The 20,502-nt window shown below is 74.7% G+C and carries 15 protein-coding genes; 9 read left to right on the top strand and 6 right to left on the bottom strand.

From position 1 onward, the window contains the following. Positions 1-85: 85 nt before the first annotated feature. A complete protein-coding gene (locus tag IH44_RS0121550; protein WP_030461303.1) occupies positions 86-364 on the bottom strand; it encodes a hypothetical protein in 279 nt (92 codons plus the stop codon). A gap of 145 nt (positions 365-509) precedes the next feature. Here IH44_RS0121550 and IH44_RS0121545 point away from each other — a divergent pair, with 145 nt between their 5' ends. From IH44_RS0121545 to IH44_RS0121530, 4 genes are all read left to right on the top strand, one after another. Then, on the top strand, positions 510-2,894 hold the full coding sequence (locus IH44_RS0121545; protein ID WP_030461302.1) for an FHA domain-containing protein: 2,385 nt from the start codon (positions 510-512) through the stop codon (positions 2,892-2,894). A gap of 3 nt (positions 2,895-2,897) precedes the next feature. Next, complete coding sequence (locus IH44_RS0121540; protein ID WP_030461301.1) at positions 2,898-3,395, top strand: hypothetical protein; 498 nt, start codon at positions 2,898-2,900, stop codon at positions 3,393-3,395. A 4-nt stretch (positions 3,396-3,399) separates the two neighbouring features. Next, positions 3,400-4,377: a serine/threonine-protein kinase gene (locus IH44_RS0121535; protein WP_030461300.1), complete on the top strand. Its 978-nt coding sequence runs from the start codon at positions 3,400-3,402 to the stop codon at positions 4,375-4,377. A gap of 123 nt (positions 4,378-4,500) precedes the next feature. Continuing rightward, the gene (locus tag IH44_RS0121530) at positions 4,501-6,360 is read left to right on the top strand and encodes a M1 family metallopeptidase (RefSeq protein ID WP_030461299.1); all 1,860 of its coding nucleotides are present in this window, start codon (positions 4,501-4,503) and stop codon (positions 6,358-6,360) included. 7 nt (positions 6,361-6,367) lie between these two features. Here IH44_RS0121530 and IH44_RS0121525 read toward each other — a convergent pair whose 3' ends face one another. Continuing rightward, positions 6,368-7,723: a streptophobe family protein gene (locus tag IH44_RS0121525; RefSeq protein WP_063759659.1), complete on the bottom strand. Its 1,356-nt coding sequence runs from the start codon at positions 7,721-7,723 to the stop codon at positions 6,368-6,370. Between the two features lie 723 nt (positions 7,724-8,446). On the opposite strand from IH44_RS0121525, the gene IH44_RS0121520 reads away from it, so the two are divergent. Further along, positions 8,447-9,475 carry a DUF6777 domain-containing protein gene (locus tag IH44_RS0121520; RefSeq protein WP_051817151.1) on the top strand — a complete coding sequence of 343 codons (1,029 nt, stop codon included), beginning with the start codon at positions 8,447-8,449 and terminating at the stop codon, positions 9,473-9,475. A 20-nt stretch (positions 9,476-9,495) separates the two neighbouring features. Here IH44_RS0121520 and IH44_RS0121515 read toward each other — a convergent pair whose 3' ends face one another. Further along, positions 9,496-11,295: an acyl-CoA dehydrogenase gene (locus IH44_RS0121515; RefSeq protein WP_030461296.1), complete on the bottom strand. Its 1,800-nt coding sequence runs from the start codon at positions 11,293-11,295 to the stop codon at positions 9,496-9,498. Between the two features lie 310 nt (positions 11,296-11,605). Here IH44_RS0121515 and IH44_RS0121510 point away from each other — a divergent pair, with 310 nt between their 5' ends. From IH44_RS0121510 to IH44_RS0121495, 4 genes are all read left to right on the top strand, one after another. After that, the gene (locus tag IH44_RS0121510; RefSeq protein ID WP_030461295.1) at positions 11,606-12,193 is read left to right on the top strand and encodes a (2Fe-2S)-binding protein; all 588 of its coding nucleotides are present in this window, start codon (positions 11,606-11,608) and stop codon (positions 12,191-12,193) included. Continuing rightward, a complete protein-coding gene (locus tag IH44_RS0121505; RefSeq protein WP_030461294.1) occupies positions 12,190-13,194 on the top strand; it encodes a xanthine dehydrogenase family protein subunit M in 1,005 nt (334 codons plus the stop codon). The genes IH44_RS0121510 and IH44_RS0121505 overlap by 4 nt, the downstream gene beginning before the upstream one ends. After that, positions 13,191-15,296 (top strand): xanthine dehydrogenase family protein molybdopterin-binding subunit, encoded by a 2,106-nt coding sequence (locus tag IH44_RS0121500; protein ID WP_030461293.1) that lies wholly within the window; start codon positions 13,191-13,193, stop codon positions 15,294-15,296. The genes IH44_RS0121505 and IH44_RS0121500 overlap by 4 nt, the downstream gene beginning before the upstream one ends. 610 nt (positions 15,297-15,906) lie before the next feature. Beyond that, entirely contained in the window at positions 15,907-17,052 is a 1,146-nt protein-coding gene (locus tag IH44_RS0121495) for a serine hydrolase (protein WP_051817150.1), read from the top strand. Here the strand turns inward: IH44_RS0121495 and IH44_RS0121490 are convergent. The 3 genes from IH44_RS0121490 to IH44_RS0121480 all read right to left on the bottom strand — a co-directional run bounded on the left by IH44_RS0121490 (position 17,034) and on the right by IH44_RS0121480 (position 20,312). Then, a complete protein-coding gene (locus IH44_RS0121490) occupies positions 17,034-17,366 on the bottom strand; it encodes a DUF2087 domain-containing protein (protein WP_081967033.1) in 333 nt (110 codons plus the stop codon). The genes IH44_RS0121495 and IH44_RS0121490 overlap by 19 nt on opposite strands. Positions 17,367-17,553: 187 nt before the next feature. Continuing rightward, complete coding sequence (locus IH44_RS0121485; RefSeq protein ID WP_232795037.1) at positions 17,554-18,948, bottom strand: NRAMP family divalent metal transporter; 1,395 nt, start codon at positions 18,946-18,948, stop codon at positions 17,554-17,556. Next, on the bottom strand, positions 18,945-20,312 hold the full coding sequence (locus IH44_RS0121480; protein WP_030461289.1) for a magnesium transporter MgtE N-terminal domain-containing protein: 1,368 nt from the start codon (positions 20,310-20,312) through the stop codon (positions 18,945-18,947). Before IH44_RS0121480 ends, IH44_RS0121485 begins: the two co-directional genes overlap by 4 nt. Positions 20,313-20,502 lie beyond the last annotated feature (190 nt).

Genomic DNA, 20,502 nt, shown 5'->3' with positions numbered 1-20,502 from the left:
CACCCGGGCCACCGGCGGGAGGGCGCACGAAACCCGGGTCGCGGCCGGCGGGTGCGTCGGCGGCGGCCCGGGCGGGGCGGTCCGGTCAGGCCCGTGGCGCCGTCGCGCCACCGCCCGTCTTCACGGCCTCCACCATGTGCTGGTGCACCTCGCGCGCCGCTGCCTCGTCCGCGGCGGGCACGGGGCTGCCCTCCACGGTGAACCAGTCGAGCGCGCCGCTGTACTGCACGGTCAGCCGCGCCTCGCCCTCGATCCACATGGTGTGCACCGTCAGGTCCCCGGTGATGACGCCGATCTCCACGGTCTTCACACCGCCGTGACCGGACAGAATCCCCTGAGTGGTCCAGGTTGCCCAGGTGTTCACAAGCCCGCTCCCATCCGCCGCCCAACGGGCCTCTCGGTCCCGACCCCACAGGTACCCGATCCGCGGCGGCCGCTTCCCACTGTCACCCGAAGGGCCGAAAACCGCCCCCCGGGCGGGTGCTCGGCGCGCGGTCTAGCATCGACCTATGGGAGAGCGAGAGGCTGCGCTCACCGCGCCGAAACTGGTCCTCGAAACCGGCGGCGACTCGACGGTCATCACCCCGAGCCGCAGGTACGCCCTCGGACGCGACCCCACCAGCGACATCGTGCTGACCGATCCCCGGGTCTCCTGGCACCACGCCGAACTGCACGTCGGCGACGGCCACTGGATCGTCGACGACACCGGCTCCACCAACGGCACCTACGCCGCCGACGGACACCGGGTCATCCACCTGGAGATCGGGCCCGGCACCGTGCTCTGCCTGGGAAGTCCCGGCGACGGACCGCGCTGCACGTTCAGCGCGCTGCCCGAACCGACCGCCGTGCACCCGCTGCCCGGCCGCCGCCCGTCCGCGCTGACCGCCATCACCGGCTCGTTCCGGCCACCCTCCAGCGTCCGCCCGCTGCCGGCCAAGGTGGTGCGGATCGGGCGCGGCCCCGACAACGACCTGGTGGTCGGCGACCTGACCGTCTCCCGGCACCACGCCGAGCTGCGGGCCGTGCCCGGCGGCCGCTACGAGATCGTCGACCTGGACAGCCACAACGGCACCTACCTGAACGGCCGGCCCGTGCGACAGGCCCCCGTCGGGCCCGGGGACCTGGTCGGAATCGGCCACTCGGTGTTCTGCCTGGTCGGCGACGAACTCCAGGAGTTCGTCGACACCGGCGACATCGACCTCGACGTGGCGGACCTCACCGTCCAGGTCGCCGACGGCCGCACGCTGCTCGACCAGGTCACCTTCCCGGTCGGCCAGAAGTGCCTGCTCGCGGTCGCCGGACCCAGCGGCGCCGGGAAGTCCACCCTGCTCAACGCGCTCACCGGGCTGCGCCCCGCCGACCGCGGCACCGTCCGCTACGACGGCCGCGACCTCTACCGCGACTACGCCGAACTGCGCCGCCGGATCGGCCTCGTCCCGCAGGACGACATCCTGCACACCCAACTGCCCGTCCGGAAGGCCCTGTCGTACGCCGCCGAACTGCGCTTCCCCGACGACACCGCGCCCGAGGAACGGGCCGCCCGGGTCGAGGAGGTGATCGACGAGCTCGGCCTCGGCAAGCGCGCCGACCAGGTCATCTCCAGCCTCTCCGGCGGCCAGCGCAAGCGGGTCAGCGTCGCCCTCGAACTGCTCACCAAGCCGTCCCTGCTGTTCCTCGACGAGCCCACCAGCGGGCTCGACCCCGGCATGGACCGGTCCGTGATGCAGATGCTGCGCGGCCTCGCCGACGACGGGCGGACCGTCGTCGTGGTCACCCACAGCGTGCTCAGCCTCGACCTGTGCGACCGGCTGCTGCTGCTCGCCCCCGGCGGCCGGACCGCCTGGTACGGGCCGCCCGGCGAGACGCTGGAGCACTTCGGCTTCGCGCACTGGCCGGACGCCTTCGAGGCGTTCGAGAACCAGGCCGACCGCGACTGGGCCGGCGACTTCCGGGTCTCCGAGCCCTACCGCAAGTACGTCAGCGGCCCGGCCGGCGGCGTCGGCGACTGGCCCGGCGCGCTCGCCCCCGCCCCCGCCGAACGCGCGCTGCCCGCGGACGCGACCCCCGCCGCCCCGCCCCGGCCGCGGCGCTGGCGCAAGCAGGTCGGCACGCTGTGCCGCCGGTACGCCAGCGCGCTCGCCGCCGACCGGACCTTCCTCGCCGTGATGATCGCGCTGCCGTTCGTCATGGGCGCGATGGCGCACGCCCTGGCCGGCAGCAGGCTTGACCAGAACAGCGCGCTGAACGCGCTGCTGATCCTGTGCGTCGGCGGGGTGCTCACCGGCGCCGCCAACGCGGTGCGCGAACTCGTCAAGGAACGGACCATCTACCAGCGCGAACGCGCCGTCGGCCTGTCCAGATCCGCCTACCTGTGCTCGAAGGTCGTCGTGCTGGGCACCGTCACGACCGTCCAGTCGGTGGTGCTGACCATGGTCGCGCTGATCGGCGTGAAGCTCGGACCGCGCAGCAGCGGGGTGTTCCTGCCACCGCTGCTGGAGATCACCCTGGCCGTGGTGCTGCTCTCGATCACCGCGATGATGCTCGGCCTGCTGATCTCCGCACTGGTGCGGAAGGAAGAGGTGACCATGCCGCTGCTGGTGCTGGTCGCCATCGTCCAGGTGGTGTTCTGCGGGGCGCTGCTGCAGCTCGACCACGTCCCGGTGCTCGACCAGCTGTCCTGGCTGGTCCCCTCCCGCTGGGCGCTCGGCGCGATGGCCGCCACCATCGACCTGCACGCGATCGTCCCCGGCGCGCTCACCGACGACCCGCTGTTCGCGCACCGGCAGGGCGTCTGGCTGCTCGACCTCGGCATGCTCGTCGTGCTGTCCGTCGCGTACGGGCTGGTCGTCGCCCGGCTGCTGCGCCGGCACGAGCCCGCCGTGATGCGGCGGTAGCGCATGGGCCCGCCCGACGGCTTCCGGCCCACCCACGTCGTCCCGGCCGACGGCCTGCCGACCTGGACCGCGCCCGACCCGGCCGCCGCCGGGGTGCCGCTCGACCCGCTGCTGCCGGTCGCGCTCGCCGAGGCCAACGGCAACTGGGCCCGGATCGTCTGCTCCAACGGCTGGACCGCCTGGGTCGACGGACGGCTGCTGGTCGCCCTCCCGCAGCGCCCCCCGAGCACCGGCGGACCGCTCGCCACCACCGACGACCCGCGCCCGCTGCTCGCCGCCCTGGAACGCTCGCTGGCCACCTACCGGCGGCTGGTCGACGACTGGGCGGCCGGCCGGATCGACCTGGAGGCCTTCCGCGACGGCACCCGCGACCTGCGGCTCGGCGCGGTGCTGGACGGCTCCGACGCCTGGCTGCTCGACCTCGACCGGGGCCGCTGGTACTACTGCGACGCCGCCCAGCTGCAGACCTACGCGACCGCCGACCGCGACGGCCGGAGCTGACCCGATGCCAGGGGAGCCACCGGAGCAGCCGTCCCTGGCCGCCGCCGAGCCGGGCGAGCTGGACGGCCGCACCCTGGCCGGCTACCGGCTGGAGCACGTGCTGGGGCGGGGCGGCATGGCGGTGGTCTACCGCGCCGAGGACCTGCGGCTCGGCCGCACCGTCGCGGTCAAGCTGCTCGCCCCCGAACTGGCGCGCAACGAGACCTTCCGGCAGCGCTTCGTCCGCGAGTCGCACGTCGCCGCCTCGCTCGATCACCCGAACATCGTCCCGGTGTACGACGCGGGCGAGGTCGAGGGCGTGCTGTACCTGGCCATGCGGTACGTGCGCGGCCGCGACCTGCGCGCGCTGCTCGACCGGGAGGGCCCGCTGACGAGCGCCCAGACCCTGCGGATCGCCGTCCAGGTGGCCAGCGCGCTGGACGCCGCGCATGCCCACGACCTGGTCCACCGGGACGTCAAACCCGGCAACGTGCTGATCGCCGAGGGCACCGACCCCGACCACCCCGAGCACGCCTACCTGACCGACTTCGGGCTGACCAAGAAGTCGCTCTCGCTGACCGGCCTGACCAGCGTCGGCCAGTTCGTCGGCACGCTCGACTACGTGGCCCCCGAGCAGATCTCCGGCAAGCCGGTGGACGGCCGCTGCGACGTGTACAGCCTGGGCTGCGTGGTGTTCGAGATGCTCACCGGCGACCCGCCCTACCGGCGCGACGACGACCTGGCCCTGCTCTGGGCGCACCTCAACGACCCGCCGCCGGACGTCCGGGAGCGGCGCGCGGACCTGCCCGCCGGGGTGGGTGCGGCGCTGCGGCGGGCGATGGCGAAGCGGCCCGGCGAGCGGTACGGGAGCTGCCTGGAGTTCGTCGCGGCGCTGCGGGCCGGGGCCGGGGCGGCGCAGGGCGCTCCGCGGGTCGGGGAGGTTCCGCGGGAGGACGGGCCGCCGCGGCCGCCGGCCTGGGCGCGGCCGGTGTTCGAACCCTGAACCGGGTCCCCTCGTTTCCACGGTGTAACGATCGGTGGCATGCACCTTTCAAAGCTGAGTGTTTGCTGACAGTCTGCCCCTCGGCCAGGGCCCCCACAGACCCTGGCGACCGAGAGGAGCACCATGAGCAACAGACTCCGCGCCCTCGCCACCCGCGCCGTCGCCGTGCTGGGCACCACCGTGCTCGCCGCCGCCGGCACCGCGACCACCGCCACCGCCGCCCCCACCGCGCAGGCCACCTGCGCAGCGGCCCAGGTGGTGGCGGACGGCGGGTTCGAGTCCGGCGGCGCGTCCTGGACCTCGTCCAGCGGCGTGATCACCAGCGGCGGCGGCCAGAGCGCCCACGGCGGAACGTCCTTCGCCTGGCTGGACGGCTACGGGTCGGTGCACACCGACACCCTCAGCCAGACCGTCACCCTCCCGGCCGGCTGCACCAGCGCCACCCTCGGCTTCTGGCTGCACGTCGACACCGCCGAGACCAGCAAGACCACGGCGTACGACAAGCTGACCGTGAAGCTCGGCGGCACCACCCTCGCCACCTACTCCAACCTGGACGCCGCGGCCGGCTACGTGAAGAAGAGCATCGACGTCTCCGGGTACGCCGGGCAGACCGTCAGCCTCTCCTTCGGCGGCGCCGAGGACTCCGGGCTGCAGACCAGCTTCGTGCTCGACGACGTCACGCTCGACGCCTCCGGCGGCACCACCACCCCGCCGCCCGCCACCGACGCCACCCGCACCCCGGCCCCCGCCGGGTACACCGTGGCGCTGAGCAGCGACGCGAGCGGCGCCACCTGGACCGGGCACCAGAGCATCGCCTTCGGGAACCCCTCGGCAACCCCGCTGACCGAGGTGTACCTGCGGCTCTGGGACAACGCCCACGGCAGCTGCCCCAGCACCCCCGTCACCGTCAGCAACCTGACCGGCGGCACCGCCGGCGCGCTCAGCGCCGACTGCACCGCGCTCAAGGTCACCCTGCCCGCGCCGCTCGGCCAGGGCCAGAGCGGCAGCCTCGGCTTCGACCTGTCCATCGCCGTCCCCTCCGGCGCGGACCGGTTCGGCCGGGACGGGGCGTTCGCCTTCGTCGGCAACGCGCTGCCCGTCCTCGCCGTGCGCGACGCGAGCGGCTGGCACCTGGACCCCTACACCAACAACGGCGAGTCCTTCTACACCCTGGCCTCCGACTACACCGTCACCCTCGACCACCCCGGCAGCCTGCTGGTCCCCGCCACCGGCACCTCCGTCGACACCCCCGGCAGCAGCGGACGGACCGTCACCACGGCCACCGCGAAGAACGTCCGCGAGTTCGCCTGGGCGGCCGGCCCGTTCAGCAAGGTCTCCGGCAGCTCGGCGGCCGGCACCGCGATCAACGTCTACTCGGTCAGCGGCATCAGCTCCAGCGACGCGCAGTCCATGCTGAGCACCGCCAGGACCGCCGTCGACGCGCACGCCGCACGCTTCGGTGCCTACCCCTACGGCGAACTCGACGCCGTGATCGACAACAACTTCTGGTTCGGCGGCATGGAGTACCCCGGTTTCGTCCTCGACCTGGTCTCCACCACCGCGCTCACCCACGAGATCGGCCACCAGTGGTGGTACGGCATCGTCGGCGACGACGAGTACAACAGCCCGTGGCTGGACGAGGCGTTCACCGACTACGCCACCGACCTCGCCCTCGGCAAGACCGGCACCAACTGCTGGAACAGCACCTCCTGGGCGTCCTCCACCGAGAAGATCAGCAACTCGATGGCCTACTGGGACGCCCACTCCTCCCGCTACTCGACGGTCGTCTACGGCTACGGCAAGTGCGCCCTGCACGACCTGCGCCGCACCATCGGCGACACCGCGATGACCACGCTGCTGCACGACTACGCGGCGGCGCACTGGTACGGGATCTCCACCACCGCCGAGTTCAAGGCCGCCGCGCAGGCCGCGACCACGGTCGACCTGACGTCCTTCTGGACGCAGCACCGCATCGACGGCTGACGCCCGGTCAGGCGCCGCGGTCGCCGCGGCGCCGGCTCCCCGTCCGGCCCGCCGGAGCCCTCGCGGCGGCGTCGGACGGGGCCCCGCGCCGACGGGCGACCAGCGCGCCCAGCAGACCGGCCAGGGCACCCCAGCCGGCGGCGATCGGGACGGCGGTGAGCAGGTCCGGCTCCAGCACCGTCCGCCCCTCGCCGCCCAGGCCCAGCAGCGACAGCCCGTACACCGCCGACACCCGGGTCACCGACCCGACGGCCAGCACCGCCAGCGCCAGGACGACCGCCCACTGCACGGCCGAGCGCCACACCGGCAGCGGCGGACGCGTCCGGGCCGCCGCGGCCACGCCCGCCGCCAGCACCAGCAGCGCCGCCAGCGGCAGCAGCAGCCACGCCCAGCCGTTCTGCGCCGCCAGCGCATGCAGGTCCAGCGTCACGTCCTGCCCGGAACGCAGCACCGCCGCCAGCGGGTGCGGGAACGGCAGGCCCAGGCTGTCCGTGACGTGGCCGTGCCAGGACGCGCCGAGGCCCACCCCGAACCCCAGCCACGCCAGGTTCGGCAGCCCCAGGCAGACCACCGCCAGCGTCTCCCGCGGCTCACTGCCCGTCACCGTCGCCACCAACCCACCCACCAGGCCCAGCAGCACGTACACCAGCAGCAGCGACAGCACCGCGTGCACCGTCGGCCGCAGCGTGCCGTGCCAGCGCACCCAGCCGGTCGGCAACGGCGCGCGGCGCGAGGCCGCCAGGGCCAGCAGCACCACCACGGCCAGCCAGAGCAGGCCGAAACCCACCGCCGGGCCCGGATCCACCCGGAACCCCACCGTCGGCGCCGCACCGAACGCCCCGCCCAGCTCGTCCAGCAGCGGATCGCCCGTCGACACCGTGAAACCGTGCCGGGCCGCCGCGGACAGCAGCAGCACCGCCACCGCCCAGCCCGCCGCCAGCGCCAGCACCCGGGCCAGCAACAGCCGCCCGCCCACCACCGCGTGACGGCGCAGCGGCCGCAGGAACAGGTACGCCGCCACCAGCGCGCCCACCAGCGTCACCGACAGCGGCATCGCGGTGATCCCGCCCTGCGCGGTCGCCACGAAGGCGGCGCCCCCGTCGAGCTGCGCCGGCGCCCCCAGCGCCATCAGCAGCGTGGCGGCCAGCACCGGGCCGAAACCGCCGCCCGGCAACTCGTCCGCGCCCGCCAGCCACAGGCCGAGCGCGGCCACCGCCGCCATCGCCGCGAGCGTGCCGACCACCGTGACCAGCACGGAGAGCAGGACGGACCCGGGAGCGGCCAGCCGGTCGGAGGGCCCGGACGAGGGCGGTGGCGACGGCGGCGGGGTGCGGGGGTTCGCGGGAGTGGCAGCACCAGGCACACGTCTCACCGGCCCTTCGAGCGCGACCCCCCGGCACCGGCCCGGACCGGCCGGTCCCTCCAGCTTCCGACAGGGCGGGACGGGCGGCGAATCGCCGCGTGCGGGGGCGGGCTGCGGGCGGGAGGCCGGTCGGTCCGGCGGTGTGCTCGAAGCGGCGGGGGCGGTGGTGCGGGCGGACAATGGTGGATGCGCAGGTGGACTCGGGGGAGTCCGACCGGGAGGCAGTCCCGTGAGTGAGCAGCCGACACCCCGACAGCCCGAAGAACCCGACCACGACCGTCCCGAAGGACCGGACGGCCGCAACGACGAGGCCCAAACCCCGCCGCCGCACCGACCCACCGAGGTGGCGGGCGGAACGGCCGGCCCGCCCACCGAAGTGGTCGGACCGGGGACGGGGACGGATCCGGGAGACGGGGCGGGGACACCGACCGAGCTGGTGGAACGGGCGGGCGATGCGGTCGCCGCGGAACCGGCGGCGCAGGCGCAGCCCACGGAGGTGGTACGGCCGTCGCCGTCGGCCGGGGGAGCGGCAGCCGGCGGGCCGGGAGCCTCGTCGGGGGGGCGGGGCCGTGGGGGGTGTGGGCGGGCGTCGGGGCGGGGTGTAGGGGCGGGAGGTGTGGGTATGTGTCGTCGGCGGGCGGGAGCGGGCCGCGGAGGGGTGGGGGGCGGACGGCGGGGGGCGGTGCGGGGGACGGCGGGAAGCCGTGGTGGCGGAAGGGGCCGGTGCTCGCCGGGGCGGTCCTCGTCGTGGGGCTGGGCGTGGCGCTCGGGGTGGTCGCCACCGGCGGCTCGGGCGGGAGCAGCGCCCAGGCCGTCGAGATGCAGCCGGTGGCCGCCACCGGGCAGAAACCGTTCACCGACTCGGTCGCCAACGGCACCGCCACCGCCTCGGCCTCGCCCAGCGGCCCGGCCCCGGGCGGCAGTGCCTCCGCCCCGGGCGCGTCCGGCAGCTCCGGCGCGTCCGGCGGCACCGTGGACGGCGGGCAGCCCGGCCTGTACGGCGGCACCCGCGAAGTGGCCAGTTGCGACGTGCCGAAACTCTCCGGCTACCTGGCCGCCAACACCGACAAGGCCAAGGCCTGGGCCGGGGTCGAGGGCATCGACAGCTCGCAGATCGACGGCTACCTGCACGGCCTGACACCCGTGGTGCTGCGCCAGGACACCCGGGTCACCAACCACGGCTACCAGAACGGGCAGGCCACCCCCTACCAGGCCGTCCTGCAGTCCGGGACGGCCGTGCTGGTCGACAGCCAGGGCGTGCCGCGGGTGCGCTGCGCCTGCGGCAACCCGCTGACCCCGCCGAGCGGGACGGGCGGTGCGTACACCGGGACGGCGTGGTCCTCCTTCCACCCCGACGGGGTGGTGACGGTGCAGCCCGCGGCGGCGCCGGTGAACCAGATCGTGCTGGTGGACCAGGCGACGGGCCGTCAGTTCGACCGTCCCGTCGGCGGAGCGGGCGGGAACGACGGGTCGGCCTCGCCCAGCGCCTCCGGCTCCGGGTCGTCCGGCAGCCACTCCGGGACGGGCTCGCCGTCCGGCGCCTCCTCCTCGGCGCCCTCGCCCGGCGGGTCGTCCGCGCCGTCCTCCGGCGGTTCGGGCTCGCCCGGGCACTCCGGCCCGTCCGGTTCGCCGGGCGGTGGCGCGGGCTCCGGGTCGGCGCCCGGTGCGTCCTCCGGCGGGGCGTCGGGGCACGCGAGCTCGGCCGGAGCGTCCGCGGGCGCGTCGAAGGTGGCCGGGTCGGGCACGCCGTAGCGGTCGTGTCCGGCGGGTGGTCAGAACCAGTCGGGGCGAGTGTCGGCCGCCGTGCGGTCCAGGCCCTCCAGAAGGTCGAACTGGGGTCCGGTGCGGGGGAGTTCGACGCGGAAGAAGTAGCGGGCGGCCTGGCGCTTGCCCTGGTGGAAGCCGTCGTCCCTGCCATCGGGGAGGGCGAGGAACTGCTCCAGCCAGATCCAGGCCAGCACCACGTGCCCGACGGCCTCCAGGTAGACGGAGGCGTTGGCCAGCGCGGTGTCCGGGTCGCCGCCCGCCCACAGCGCGGCGGTGGTGTCCCCGACCCGGGTGGCGGCCGCGGCCAACTCGGCGGCCAGCGTGCCGGCTTCGCCACCGGCGGCAGTGGCGCGGCGGACGGTGGCGCCGATGGTCTCCAGCAGCAGTCGCAGGCCCGCGCCGCCGCCCATGACGACCTTGCGGCCGAGCAGGTCCAGGCCCTGGATGCCGTGGGTGCCCTCGTGGATCGGGTTGAGCCGGTTGTCGCGGTAGAACTGCTCGACGTCGTACTCGCGGGTGTAGCCGTAGCCGCCGTGGACCTGGATGGCCAGGTCGTTGGCGGCCAGGCACCACTGCGAGGGCCAGCTCTTGGCGATCGGGGTCAGCACGTCCAGCAGCAGCCGAGCCCGGGCGCGTTCGGCCTCGTCCTCGGCGGTGCGCTCCTCGTCGAGCAGGCGGCTGCAGTACAGGCTCAGTGCGAGGCCGCCCTCGACGTAGCTCTTCTGGGCCAGCAGCATCCGCTTGACGTCGGCGTGCTCGATGATCGGCACCTGCGGGGCGGCGGCGTCCTTGCCGGTGGGCGGGCGGCCCTGGGTGCGGGTGCGGGCGTAGTCGAGGGCGTGCAGGTAGCCGGTGTAGCCGAGCGCGGCGGCGCCCAGGCCGACGCCGATCCGGGCCTCGTTCATCATGTGGAACATGTACGCCAGGCCGTGGTGCGGCTCGCCGACCAGGAAGCCGACCGCGCCCGGCGCGCCCCCGGGCGTGTGCCGTCCCTCGCCGAAGTTGAGCATCGTGTTGGTGGTGCCCCGGTAGCCCATCTTGTGGTTGAGGCCCGCCAGGACGACGTCGTTGCGCTCGCCGAGCGAACCGTCCGGCGCCACCAGGTACTTGGGGACGACGAAGAGCGAGATGCCCTTCACGCCCGCCGGACCGCCGGGGATCTTGGCGAGCACCAGGTGGACGATGTTCTCGCTCAGGTCGTGGTCGCCGCCGGAGATCCACATCTTGGTGCCGGTGATCCGGTGGGTGCCGTCCGGCTGCGGCACCGCGCGGGTGGTGATGTCGGTCAGCGAGGAGCCCGCCTGCGGCTCGGAGAGGCACATGGTGCCGAAGAAGCGGCCCTCGACCATGGGCCGCACGTAGGTGTCGACCTGCTCCGGGCTGCCGTGCGCCAGCAGCAGGTTGGCGTTGGCCACGGTCAGGAACGGGTACGCGGCGGTGCCGACGTTGGCCGCCTGGAACCAGGCCATGCAGGCGTTGGCGACCACCTGCGGCAGCTGCTGGCCTCCCACCGCGTGGTCCATCGCGGCGCCGGCCAGCCCGGAGGCGGCGAAGATCCGCAGGGCCTGCCCGACCTCCGGGATGACGTGCACCCGCTCGCCGTCGAAGACCGGCTCCTGGGCGTCGTTCTTCTTGTTGTGCGGGGCGAAGTGCCGGGTGGCGATCTCCGCGCTGAGGTCGAGCACCGCGTCGACGGTGTCCCGGTCGTGCTCGGCGTAGCGCCCGCGCGCGGTCAGGGCGGTGACGTCCAGCCAGTCGTGGAGCAGGAAGTCCAGGTCGCGGCGGGACAGCAGGAGGGAGTCCATGGCGGTGCGTCCAATCGGCGGCGGGATCTGGGGCCGAGGCCGGTTCCTCGCGGCAACGGCGGTGAGGAGCCGTGGACCGTGTCCGGTGGAACGCGTCGTCCTGGCCCTCTCCGGAACGGGAGCCCCACGCGGTCGGCGGCCGGGGCGGGGGCGGTCGGGCGGCCGCACACGGCGGCGCGGCCCGGCCGGGTTGACCCGCGAGTAACGTAGGCTCCCCTCCACTCCGAGTCAAGATCCTCGCGCAGGGCCCGCCCGGGTGAGTCCCGGCCGGCCCCGTGTGAGCGGGACCGGCGCCGGGAACCTTCGTGCGGTGATGAGCGAGATCACCGTCCACGTCGACGGAACCCCGCGTCGGCTGACCGTCGACACCCGCACGACCCTGCTGGACGCCCTGCGCGAGCGGCTGGGGGTGACGAGCCCGAAGAAGGGCTGCGACCACGGGCAGTGCGGCGCCTGCACGGTGCTCTCCGGCGGACGGCGGGTGCTGAGCTGCCTCACCCTGGCGGTCACGCAGGACGGCGCCCGGGTCGTCACCGCCGAAGGGCTCGCCGCCCGGGGACGGGGGGACGGCGGGCAGCGCTCCGACGGCGGGCAGCGCTCCGACGACGGGCTGCACCCGGTGCAGCGGGCGTTCATCGACTGCGACGCGTTCCAGTGCGGCTACTGCACCCCGGGACAGGTCGTCTCCGCGGTCGGGATGCTCGACGAGTTCGCGCGGGGCTGGCCGAGCGCCGTCACCGAGGGCACCCGGCCGCCGGAACTGGACCGGGCCGAGGTGGCCGAGCGGATGAGCGGCAACCTGTGCCGCTGCGCGGCCTACGTCAACATCGTGCCCGCCGTCCAGCGGGCCGCGGCCGAGTCCGGCCTGGCCGCGCCGGGTGCGGAGGCGGCGGAGTGAAACCGTTCGACTACCGGAGCCCGGCCGACCCGGCGGCGGCCGTCCGCAGCGTCGCCGCGAACCCGGCCGCGGTGTTCCTCGGCGGCGGGACGAACCTGGTCGACCACCTCAAGCTCGGCGTCGCCGCCCCCGACCTGGTCGTCCACGTCGCCGACCTGCTGCCCGCCGGGATCGAGGAACTCGACGGGGGAGCCCTCCGGATCGGCGCGGGCGTCCGCAACAGCGACCTCGCCGCCGACCGGCGGGTGCGCGAGCGCTTCCCCGCGCTCTCCCAGGCCCTGCTGTCGGGCGCCTCGGGCCAACTGCGCAACATGGCCACCACCGGCGGAAACCCGCTGCAGCGCACCCGCTGCGTCTACTTCCAGGACGTCACCACGGCGTGCAACAAGCGGCAGCCCGGCTCGGGCTGCTCCGCCGCCGGCGGCTGGACCCGCCACCACGCGATCCTCGGCGCCTCCGAGCACTGCCTCGCCGTCCACCCCTCCGACCTGGCCGTGGCGATGGCCGCCCTCGACGCCGAGGTACGGGTGCTGGGGCCGGACGGCGAGCGCACGATCCCCTTCACCGGCCTGCACCGGCTGCCCGCCAACACCCCCGAGCGGGACACGGTGCTCGAACACGGGGACCTGATCACCACGATCGACCTGCCGGCCCTGCCGCTCGCCCGCCGCTCGGCCTACCGCAAGGTGCGCGACCGGGCCTCGTACGCGTTCGCGCTGGTCAGCGTCGCCGCGGCGGTGGACGTGCGGGACGGGGTGATCGCGGACGCGCGGGTCGCGTTCGGCGGCGTGGCCCACGTGCCGTGGCGCGCGCACCGGGCCGAGCGGGTGCTGCGCGGCGCCCCGGCCACCGAGGAGACCTACCGCGCCGCCGCGGACGCCGAACTCGCCGACGCCCGCCCGGCCGAGGGCCTGGACGGCGGCAACGCCTTCAAGATCCCGCTGCTGCGCCGCACCCTCGCCGCCACCCTGCGCGGACTCGTCCGGGAGGACGCCCGATGACGTTCATCGACCGCCCCGCGGCCATCGGCCTGGACCTGCCCCGCCGGGACGGCGCCGCCAAGGTGCTGGGCACCGCCGTCTACGCCTACGAGACGCCGGTGGAGCACGCCGCCTACGCGCACCCCGTCCAGGCCGCCGTCGCCCGGGGGCGGGTCACCGCGCTGGACACCGCCGCCGCCGAGGCGCTCGACGGCGTGCTCGCGGTGCTCACCCCCGCCACCGCGGAACGCCTGGCCTCCACCGAGGACCGGGAGCTGGCGGCCCTCCAGGACGACGAGGTCGCCTTCCGCGGCCAGGTCGTCGCGCTGGTCGTCGCCGACAGCTCCGAGACGGCCCGGCACGCCGCCGACCTGGTCCGGGTGAGCTACGCGCGGGCGGCGCACGACAGCGAACTGCGGGCCGACCGCGACGACCTGTACGCGCCCGAGCGGGTGAACCCGGACTTCGCCACCGACACCGTCGAGGGCGACGTCGCGGCCGCCACCGCCGCCGCGGCAGTGGTGGTCGAGCAGACGTACAGCACCGCGATGTACCACAACAACCCGATGGAGCCGCACGCCACCACCGCCCGCTGGGAGCCCGGCGACGGCTTCCTCACCCTGTGGGACTCCACCCAGGGCGTCCACCCCGCCCGGAGCGCCGTGGCGTCGGTGTTCGGCCTCGACGAGGCGAAGGTCCGGGTCGTCTGCCCGTACGTCGGCGGCGGCTTCGGGTCGAAGGGCACCCCGCACGTCAACGTGGTGCTCGCCGCGATGGCCGCGCGCGCCGTCCCCGGCCGGGCGGTGCGCCTCGCCCTGACCCGGCAGCAGATGTTCTCCCTCGCCGGCTACCGCACCCCCACCATCCAGCGCTGCGTCCTCGCCGCCTCGGCCGACGGCACGCTGACCGCCCTCGCGCTCGACGTCGTCGAACAGACCTCGCGGATCAAGGAGTTCGCCGAGCAGACCGGCGTGCCCGCCCGGATGATGTACGCCGTCGCCAACCGGCGCACCACCCACCGCCTCGCCGCCCTCGACGTCCCCGTGCCGTCCTGGATGCGCGCGCCCGGGGAGTGCCCCGGCATGTTCGGGCCCGAGATGGCGATGGACGAACTGGCCGAGCGCCTCGGCCTCGACCCGGTCGAGCTGCGGATCCGCAACGAACCCGCCACCGACCCGGAGACCGGCAAGCCCTTCTCCAGCCGCAACCTGGTCGGCTGCCTGCGCGAGGGCGCGGCGCGGTTCGGCTGGAGCGGGCGCGATCCGCGGCCCGGCGTGCGCCGCGACGGCGACTGGCTGGTCGGCACCGGCGTGGCCGCCTCCACCTACCCGGTGCACCGGATGTCGAAGTCGACGGCGGTGATCCGGCGGGAGGGCGAGCGGTACGTCGCCGAGATCGGCGCGGCCGACCTCGGCACCGGCACCTGGACCACGCTCGCGCAGATCGCCGCGGACGCGCTCGGCGTCGACGTCGAGCGGGTCGAGGTGCGGATCGGCGACACCGCCTACCCGACGGCGTCGGTGGCGGGCGGCTCCTCGGGCATGTCGACTTGGGGCTCGGCCGTGGTCGAGGCCGCCCGCGCCCTCCGCGCCCGGTACGGCGCCGAGCCGCCGGAGCGGGCCGAGGCGTCCGGCTCCGTCCGACCGGCGGACGACCGCTGGGCGATGCACGCCTTCGGCGCCCAGTTCGCCGAGGCCCGGTTCCACCTGGACACGGGAGAGATCCGGGTGCCGCGCCTGCTGGGCGTCTTCGCCGCCGGACGGATCGTCAACCCGCGCACGGCGCGCTCGCAGTTCATCGGCGGCATGACGATGGGGCTGTCCATGGCGCTGCACGAGCACAGCGTCCTCGACCCCCGGACCGGCCACGTCGTCAACCACGACCTCGCCGACTACCACATCACGGCCAACGCCGACGTCACCGAGGTCGAGGCCCACTGGCTCGACGAACACGACCCCCACGTCAACGCGATGGGGACCAAGGGCATCGGCGAGATCGGCATCGTCGGCACGGCCGCCGCGGTGTCCAACGCCGTGTGGCACGCCTGCGGCGTCCGGGTGCGGGACCTGCCCGTCACGCTGGACAAGGTGCTGCCCGCCCTGGAGGACCTGCCCGGGCGGTGAACGGCTTGCACGGTGAACGGCCCGTACGGTGAATGGCTTGCACGGTGAACGGGCCCGTACGGCGGCGCGCCGCCGGGCGGTTTCGTCCGGATCGGCGGGCGGGCTGTTGGAGCACCCGACAACCGACCGGAACCTCGCGGAGGCCGTCGGCGTGTGGGACTGCGACTTGCTCGTCTTCCGCGCCAGGTGGGGGTGTCCCCCAGTGAGTCGATCAGGTCCGGTCGGCACAGCCCGGCGGCGAGGCCGGACCCGGCGGAGGACTTCAGGGCGGTGACGTCCTCCGGATCGACGCTGCGGGCGATCGTGGTGTTCCAGTCGGCGTGGTCCAGGCTGCGGGCCACGCTACTCGAGGACAGTACCCGGGCGACGGGTTCCGACGCCGGAAATCGCCCGCCCTGCGGAAAACCAACCGGTGGTCGATACCGGGGTCAACCGATCGGCTGACGGGGCGTCAACTGATCGGCGCGCCAAAGCCAGCCGATCGTCTGGTGGGCGGGCCGAGAGGGTGGGGCACACTTCAAACAGCAGGAGACAGAAGGGGCGTACGGTGCGGATCGGGCACCGGCGACGAAAGGGGAGCACGATGCGAGGGACGCGCAGGACGAGCGGGATGCGCACGACGGACGAGCCGCGCGGCGCGGGCGGACTGCAGGCACTGCTGGAGCGCCGGGTCGCGGACGGGACGGTGCCGGGGGCGGTCGCCCTGGTCGCCCGCGAGGGGCAGGTCGAGACGGCCGCCGCGGGCGAGCTGAGCAGGGAGTCGCCGGTACGGATCGCCTCGGTCGGGAAGCCCGTCACGGCCGCGGCGGCGCTCCAACTGGTCGACGACGGGGTGCTGGCGCTCGACGACCCGGTCGAGCGCTGGCTACCGGAGCTGGCCGACCTGCGCGTGGTGCGGACACCACGCGCCCCGGTGACGGACACCGTCCCGGCGAACCGGCCCGTCACGGTACGGGACGTCATGGAGTCGCGGGCCGGCTACGGCTTCTCGACGGACTTCACCCTGCCGGCGCTGGCCCCGCTGTTCGCGGAGCTGGCCCAGGCACCGCCCCGGCCGCAGCAGGCGGCGCCGCCCGAGGAGTGGACGGCCACCCTGGCGGGCATCCCGATGCTCCACCAGCCGGGCGAGGCCTGGCTCTACAACACCTGTTCCGACATCCAGGGCGTCCTGATCGCCAGGGCGGCCGGGCAGCCGCTGGACCGAGTCCTGACGGAGCGGCTGTTCGAACCGCTGGGCATGCCCGACACGGCCTTCCACGCGCCACCGGGGCGGCTGACCCCGCTGTACCACCCGGACCCGGACGGCACCCTGACGGTGGCCGACCCACCGGACGGCCAGTGGAGCACCCCGCCCCCGTTCCCGTCCGGGGCCGGCGGCCTGGTGTCCACCCTCGACGACGTGTTCACGTTCCTGCGGATGCTGCGCGCGGGCGGCCGCGCCGAGGACGGGCGGCGGGTGCTCTCGCTGGGCGCGGTCCGGCTGATGACCACCAACCACCTGACGGAGGGTCAACGCAAGGACAGCGAGCTGTTCCTGGAGGGGCAGGGCTGGGGCTACGGCGGCTCGGTGGACGTGGTCCGCCGAGACCCGTGGAACGCGCCGGGCCGCTACGGCTGGGTCGGCGGCACCGGCACCGCCGCCCACGTGGTGCGGCGCACCGGGCTGGTGACGGTGCTGCTCACCCAGCGGGAGATGACGGGGCCCACCCCGCCACCGCTGATGCGCGAGTTCTGGAGCTACGCGGCGGGCGGCTGAGCGCTCGCCGGGCCGGTCCGGGCAGCCGGGGCGTCGCAGTCGTCGGCGACGGCCCGCCGGTAGCTCGACCCGTCCCGGGCACGGGTCAGCAACCGGGCCTCGACCAGGTAGCGCCGGAGCATGGCGCTGTCGGAATGGACGGTGAGCAGCGTCTCGTTGACCTCCCGCTCGGTGTACGAGCGCTCGGGGTCGAAGAGGGTGCGCACGAGGTGCTCGAGCAGGGCGGCGCGGCGGGCCGGCCGGCGCGGGACGGAGACCAGACGGCCGTCGGAGAAGAAGGCGGCGAGATCGGCCGGCGGTTCGTGAGCAGACATGGCAGGGAGCCTGGCAGGGCGGTTGCCGGGAGACAAACGGATTAACCAGCGGGGGCGCCGTCCCGGTCGGTCGGGACGGCGCCCCGGGAGGAGGGAACGCATGGGTGTGCGGGACACGGGGAGGGGACGGGCCCGGTGGGCGGCGGTGCGGGCGCTGCTGCTCCGCCGCCCCCGGTGGGGCACGGGGTCAGGCCAGGCCGAACCAGCCGAGGACGGTCTGCACCAGCAGGACGGTGGACATCAGCGCCACCCCGACGACCACTGCGGTCGCGGCGATCCGGTAGCACGGGCCGTTCGCGGCGGCACCGAGCAGGGAACGCCGATTGGTCAGCACCAGCAGGTACACCAGCACGATCGGGCTGATCAGCCCCTGGAGCACCTGGGTGCCGATCAGCAGCTGGATGACGTCGACCGGGGTCAGTGCCACGATCGCGCCCAGGGCGATCTGCGCGGTGAACACGCCGAGGAACAGCGGGGCGTCCCGGAAGCGGCGGGAGACCGAGCGCTCCACCCCGGCCGCCTCGCCGATCGCGTAGCTCGCCGACAGCGGCACCACGGCCCCGGCCAGGGCCGAGGCGCCGAGCAGCCCGAAGGCGAACAGCAGCTCCGCGCCCGGCCCGGCCACCGGCTCCAGCGCCCGGGCGGCCTCGGAGGCCGACTGCAGCGGCCCCGTCCCGCCGATCGCCGCCGCGGTGGCGATGATGATGGTCAGGCTGATCACGCAGGCGAACACCGCACCGAGCACGGCGTCCGCCCGGATCAGCCGGTAGTCCTCCGGCTTCGCGCCCCGGTCCACGACGCCGGCCGCCGCGTAGAACTGCATGTACGGGCTGACGGTCGTACCGATCAGTGCGACGGCCAGCAGGATGAAGTCGCTGGAGGGCTGCATGTGCGGCACCGCGAGGTTCCGGCCGACCTCCCCCCAGTGCGGGTGCCCGAGCACCATGGCGATCGGATAGGAGAAGAACGCCAGCGACATCACCAGGAAGATCCGCTCCGCCCACCGGTAGGAGCCGAACAGCACCAGCGCCCACAGCAGCACGGCGGCGGGCGGCACCACCGCCCACTTCGGGATGCCCAGCAGCTCGAAGGCCGCGCCGATCCCGGCGAACTCGCTGACCACCAGGCCGGTGTTCGCCAGCAGCAGGCAGCCGACCGCCAGGGCGGTCAACCGGAGGCTGAACTGCTCGCGGATCAGCGCCCCGAGCCCCTTGCCGGTGTGCGCGCCGAGCCGGACGGCCATCTCCTGGACCATCACCAGGGCGATGGTCACCAGCACCATGAAGAACAGCGTGCCGTAGGTGTACTGGGAGCCGGCCGAGGCGTAGGTGGCGATGCCGGCGGCGTCGTTGCCCGCGTTGGCGGCGACCAGCCCGGGGCCGGCGATCATCGCCACCGCGGCGATCCGGCGCAGTCCGCGCCGACGGGCCGGGGCCGGGCGCCCGGCCCCGGTGACGGGCCCGGCCGCGGAGGGGCCGGACCGGGAAGGGAGGTGGTCGGAGGAAGGGAGGGCAGTGGTGGGGCCGGCAGCGGTGGGGGTGGCTGCGGGGTCGGTCGGGCCGAGGCCGGTGCGGGCGTTCACTGGAGGAACCTCCGGAAGTGCAGGCGCCCGCGCTCGGGCAGCAGGGCGTCGAGGATGTCGTCGGCGAGGATCCGGCCGAGCGGCCGGTCCTCCTCGTCGACCACCAGGAGGGAGGACTTGCGGGCGGCCACCAGCCGGTCGGCGACCTTGGCCAGCCGGGCGTCGGGGGAGACCGTGACGGGCGGACCGAACTGGGCCAGCCAGGCCACCAGATCGGTGACCGGCGTGCTGTCCTCGGCCACCGCCAGGTCGAACAGCGGCACGTCGGCGACCAACCGCCCGGCGGTGTCCAGCACCACGACGGCGTCGATCTCGGTGCGGTGCTCGGCCTGCGCGGCCAGTTCGGCGCGTACCTCGGCGACGGTCTGCTCCAGCCGGGCGGTCACCAGCCGGGTCGTCATCGCGCCACCGGCGGTGCCCTCCCGGTGGGCGAGCAGCCCGCGCAGCTCGGCGGCCTCCCCGTGGGGCATCCGCTCCAACAGTCGCTCCCGCTCGCCCGGTTGGAGGTCGCGCAGCGCGTCGGCGGCCTCGTCGGGCTCCATCTCGTCGACCAGTCGTGCGGCGTGCTCCGGCCTGGCCTCGCGCAGCAGGTTCTCCAGCTCGGCGGGCTCCATCTCCTCCAGCGCGTCGGCCGCCTGCTCGGGCTCCAACCAGCCCAGCAGCTGCTGCCGTTCGTTGCGGCCGAGGTCCTCCAGGATGTCGGCCAGGTCCGCGGGGCGGAGCTGGTGCAGGGCCGAGCGGGAGGCCCGCAGCCGGACTTCGGCCGGTCCCTCGGTGGCCTGCTCGCCGAACGGGGCGAACGACTGCCAGTCCAGCACGCGTTCCGGGGTGGGCCGGGCCTGCCAGCGGCGCGGGCCCAGCCGGCGCAGCAGGGTCGGCAGCGACACGTCCACTCCGACCAGCACGACCCGGCCGACCAGCGGCGCCAGGTACAGGTCGGCGGCCCGGGTGACCTGGACGCCGTCGACGTCGACGAGTTGGTGGTCCAGCACGTCGCGGGCCAGCAGCACCTCACCGGGGCGTCGCTGGAAGTCCCGCAGGTCGACGCGGGACGCCCGGAGCCGGACGTGCCCGGCACCGAGTCGTCCGATCGCTTCGGCGGGCAGGAACGCCCGGCGCCGCCCGATCCGCAGGATCAGCCCGGTCATCGGCGGGTACGGGTCCGGGCCGTACAGCCGGGCGACCACGTCGGCCAGCCGGCCGACCTCCGCCCCGGCCTGGTTGGTGACCGGCGCCCCGATCAGCCCGGCCAGCGAGACCAGGGAGGCGCGCACCGCACGGCTGGCGGTGGCCCGGTGGTCGAGGTTGACCCGGCGGTCGCGCAGCCGGGCCGTGGTCGAACTGAACAGTGTGTTGGTGGCCATGAGGAAACACCTCCTCTGCCCCGACAGGACGGGGCCGACGAGCGGCTCGCAACAGTTCCTTCCACGCTCCGGCCGACGGGCGGCCCCGCCGAGGCCGGTCACCGACCAGCGGCACCGGTCACCGGACGACGGCCAGCCGAGGTCCGCCGACACCCCGTCGGTGCACTCCGGCAGGCAGCCCGCCCCGGTG

This window comes from Kitasatospora sp. NRRL B-11411 (genome assembly GCF_000721345.1).
Classification (GTDB): Bacteria; Actinomycetota; Actinomycetes; order Streptomycetales; family Streptomycetaceae; genus Kitasatospora; species Kitasatospora cineracea.
This window is presented reverse-complemented; position numbering and strand designations above follow the sequence as displayed.

Coding starts and splice junctions, on each gene's coding strand:
- IH44_RS0121500 (WP_030461293.1), top strand. CDS start 13,191: ATGACGTTCATCGACCGCCCCGCGGCCATCGGCCTGGACCTGCCCCGC.
- IH44_RS0121490 (WP_081967033.1), bottom strand. CDS start 17,366: ATGTCTGCTCACGAACCGCCGGCCGATCTCGCCGCCTTCTTCTCCGAC.
- IH44_RS0121545 (WP_030461302.1), top strand. CDS start 510: ATGGGAGAGCGAGAGGCTGCGCTCACCGCGCCGAAACTGGTCCTCGAA.
- IH44_RS0121495 (WP_051817150.1), top strand. CDS start 15,907: ATGCGCACGACGGACGAGCCGCGCGGCGCGGGCGGACTGCAGGCACTG.
- IH44_RS0121540 (WP_030461301.1), top strand. CDS start 2,898: ATGGGCCCGCCCGACGGCTTCCGGCCCACCCACGTCGTCCCGGCCGAC.
- IH44_RS0121530 (WP_030461299.1), top strand. CDS start 4,501: ATGAGCAACAGACTCCGCGCCCTCGCCACCCGCGCCGTCGCCGTGCTG.
- IH44_RS0121535 (WP_030461300.1), top strand. CDS start 3,400: ATGCCAGGGGAGCCACCGGAGCAGCCGTCCCTGGCCGCCGCCGAGCCG.
- IH44_RS0121480 (WP_030461289.1), bottom strand. CDS start 20,312: ATGGCCACCAACACACTGTTCAGTTCGACCACGGCCCGGCTGCGCGAC.
- IH44_RS0121515 (WP_030461296.1), bottom strand. CDS start 11,295: ATGGACTCCCTCCTGCTGTCCCGCCGCGACCTGGACTTCCTGCTCCAC.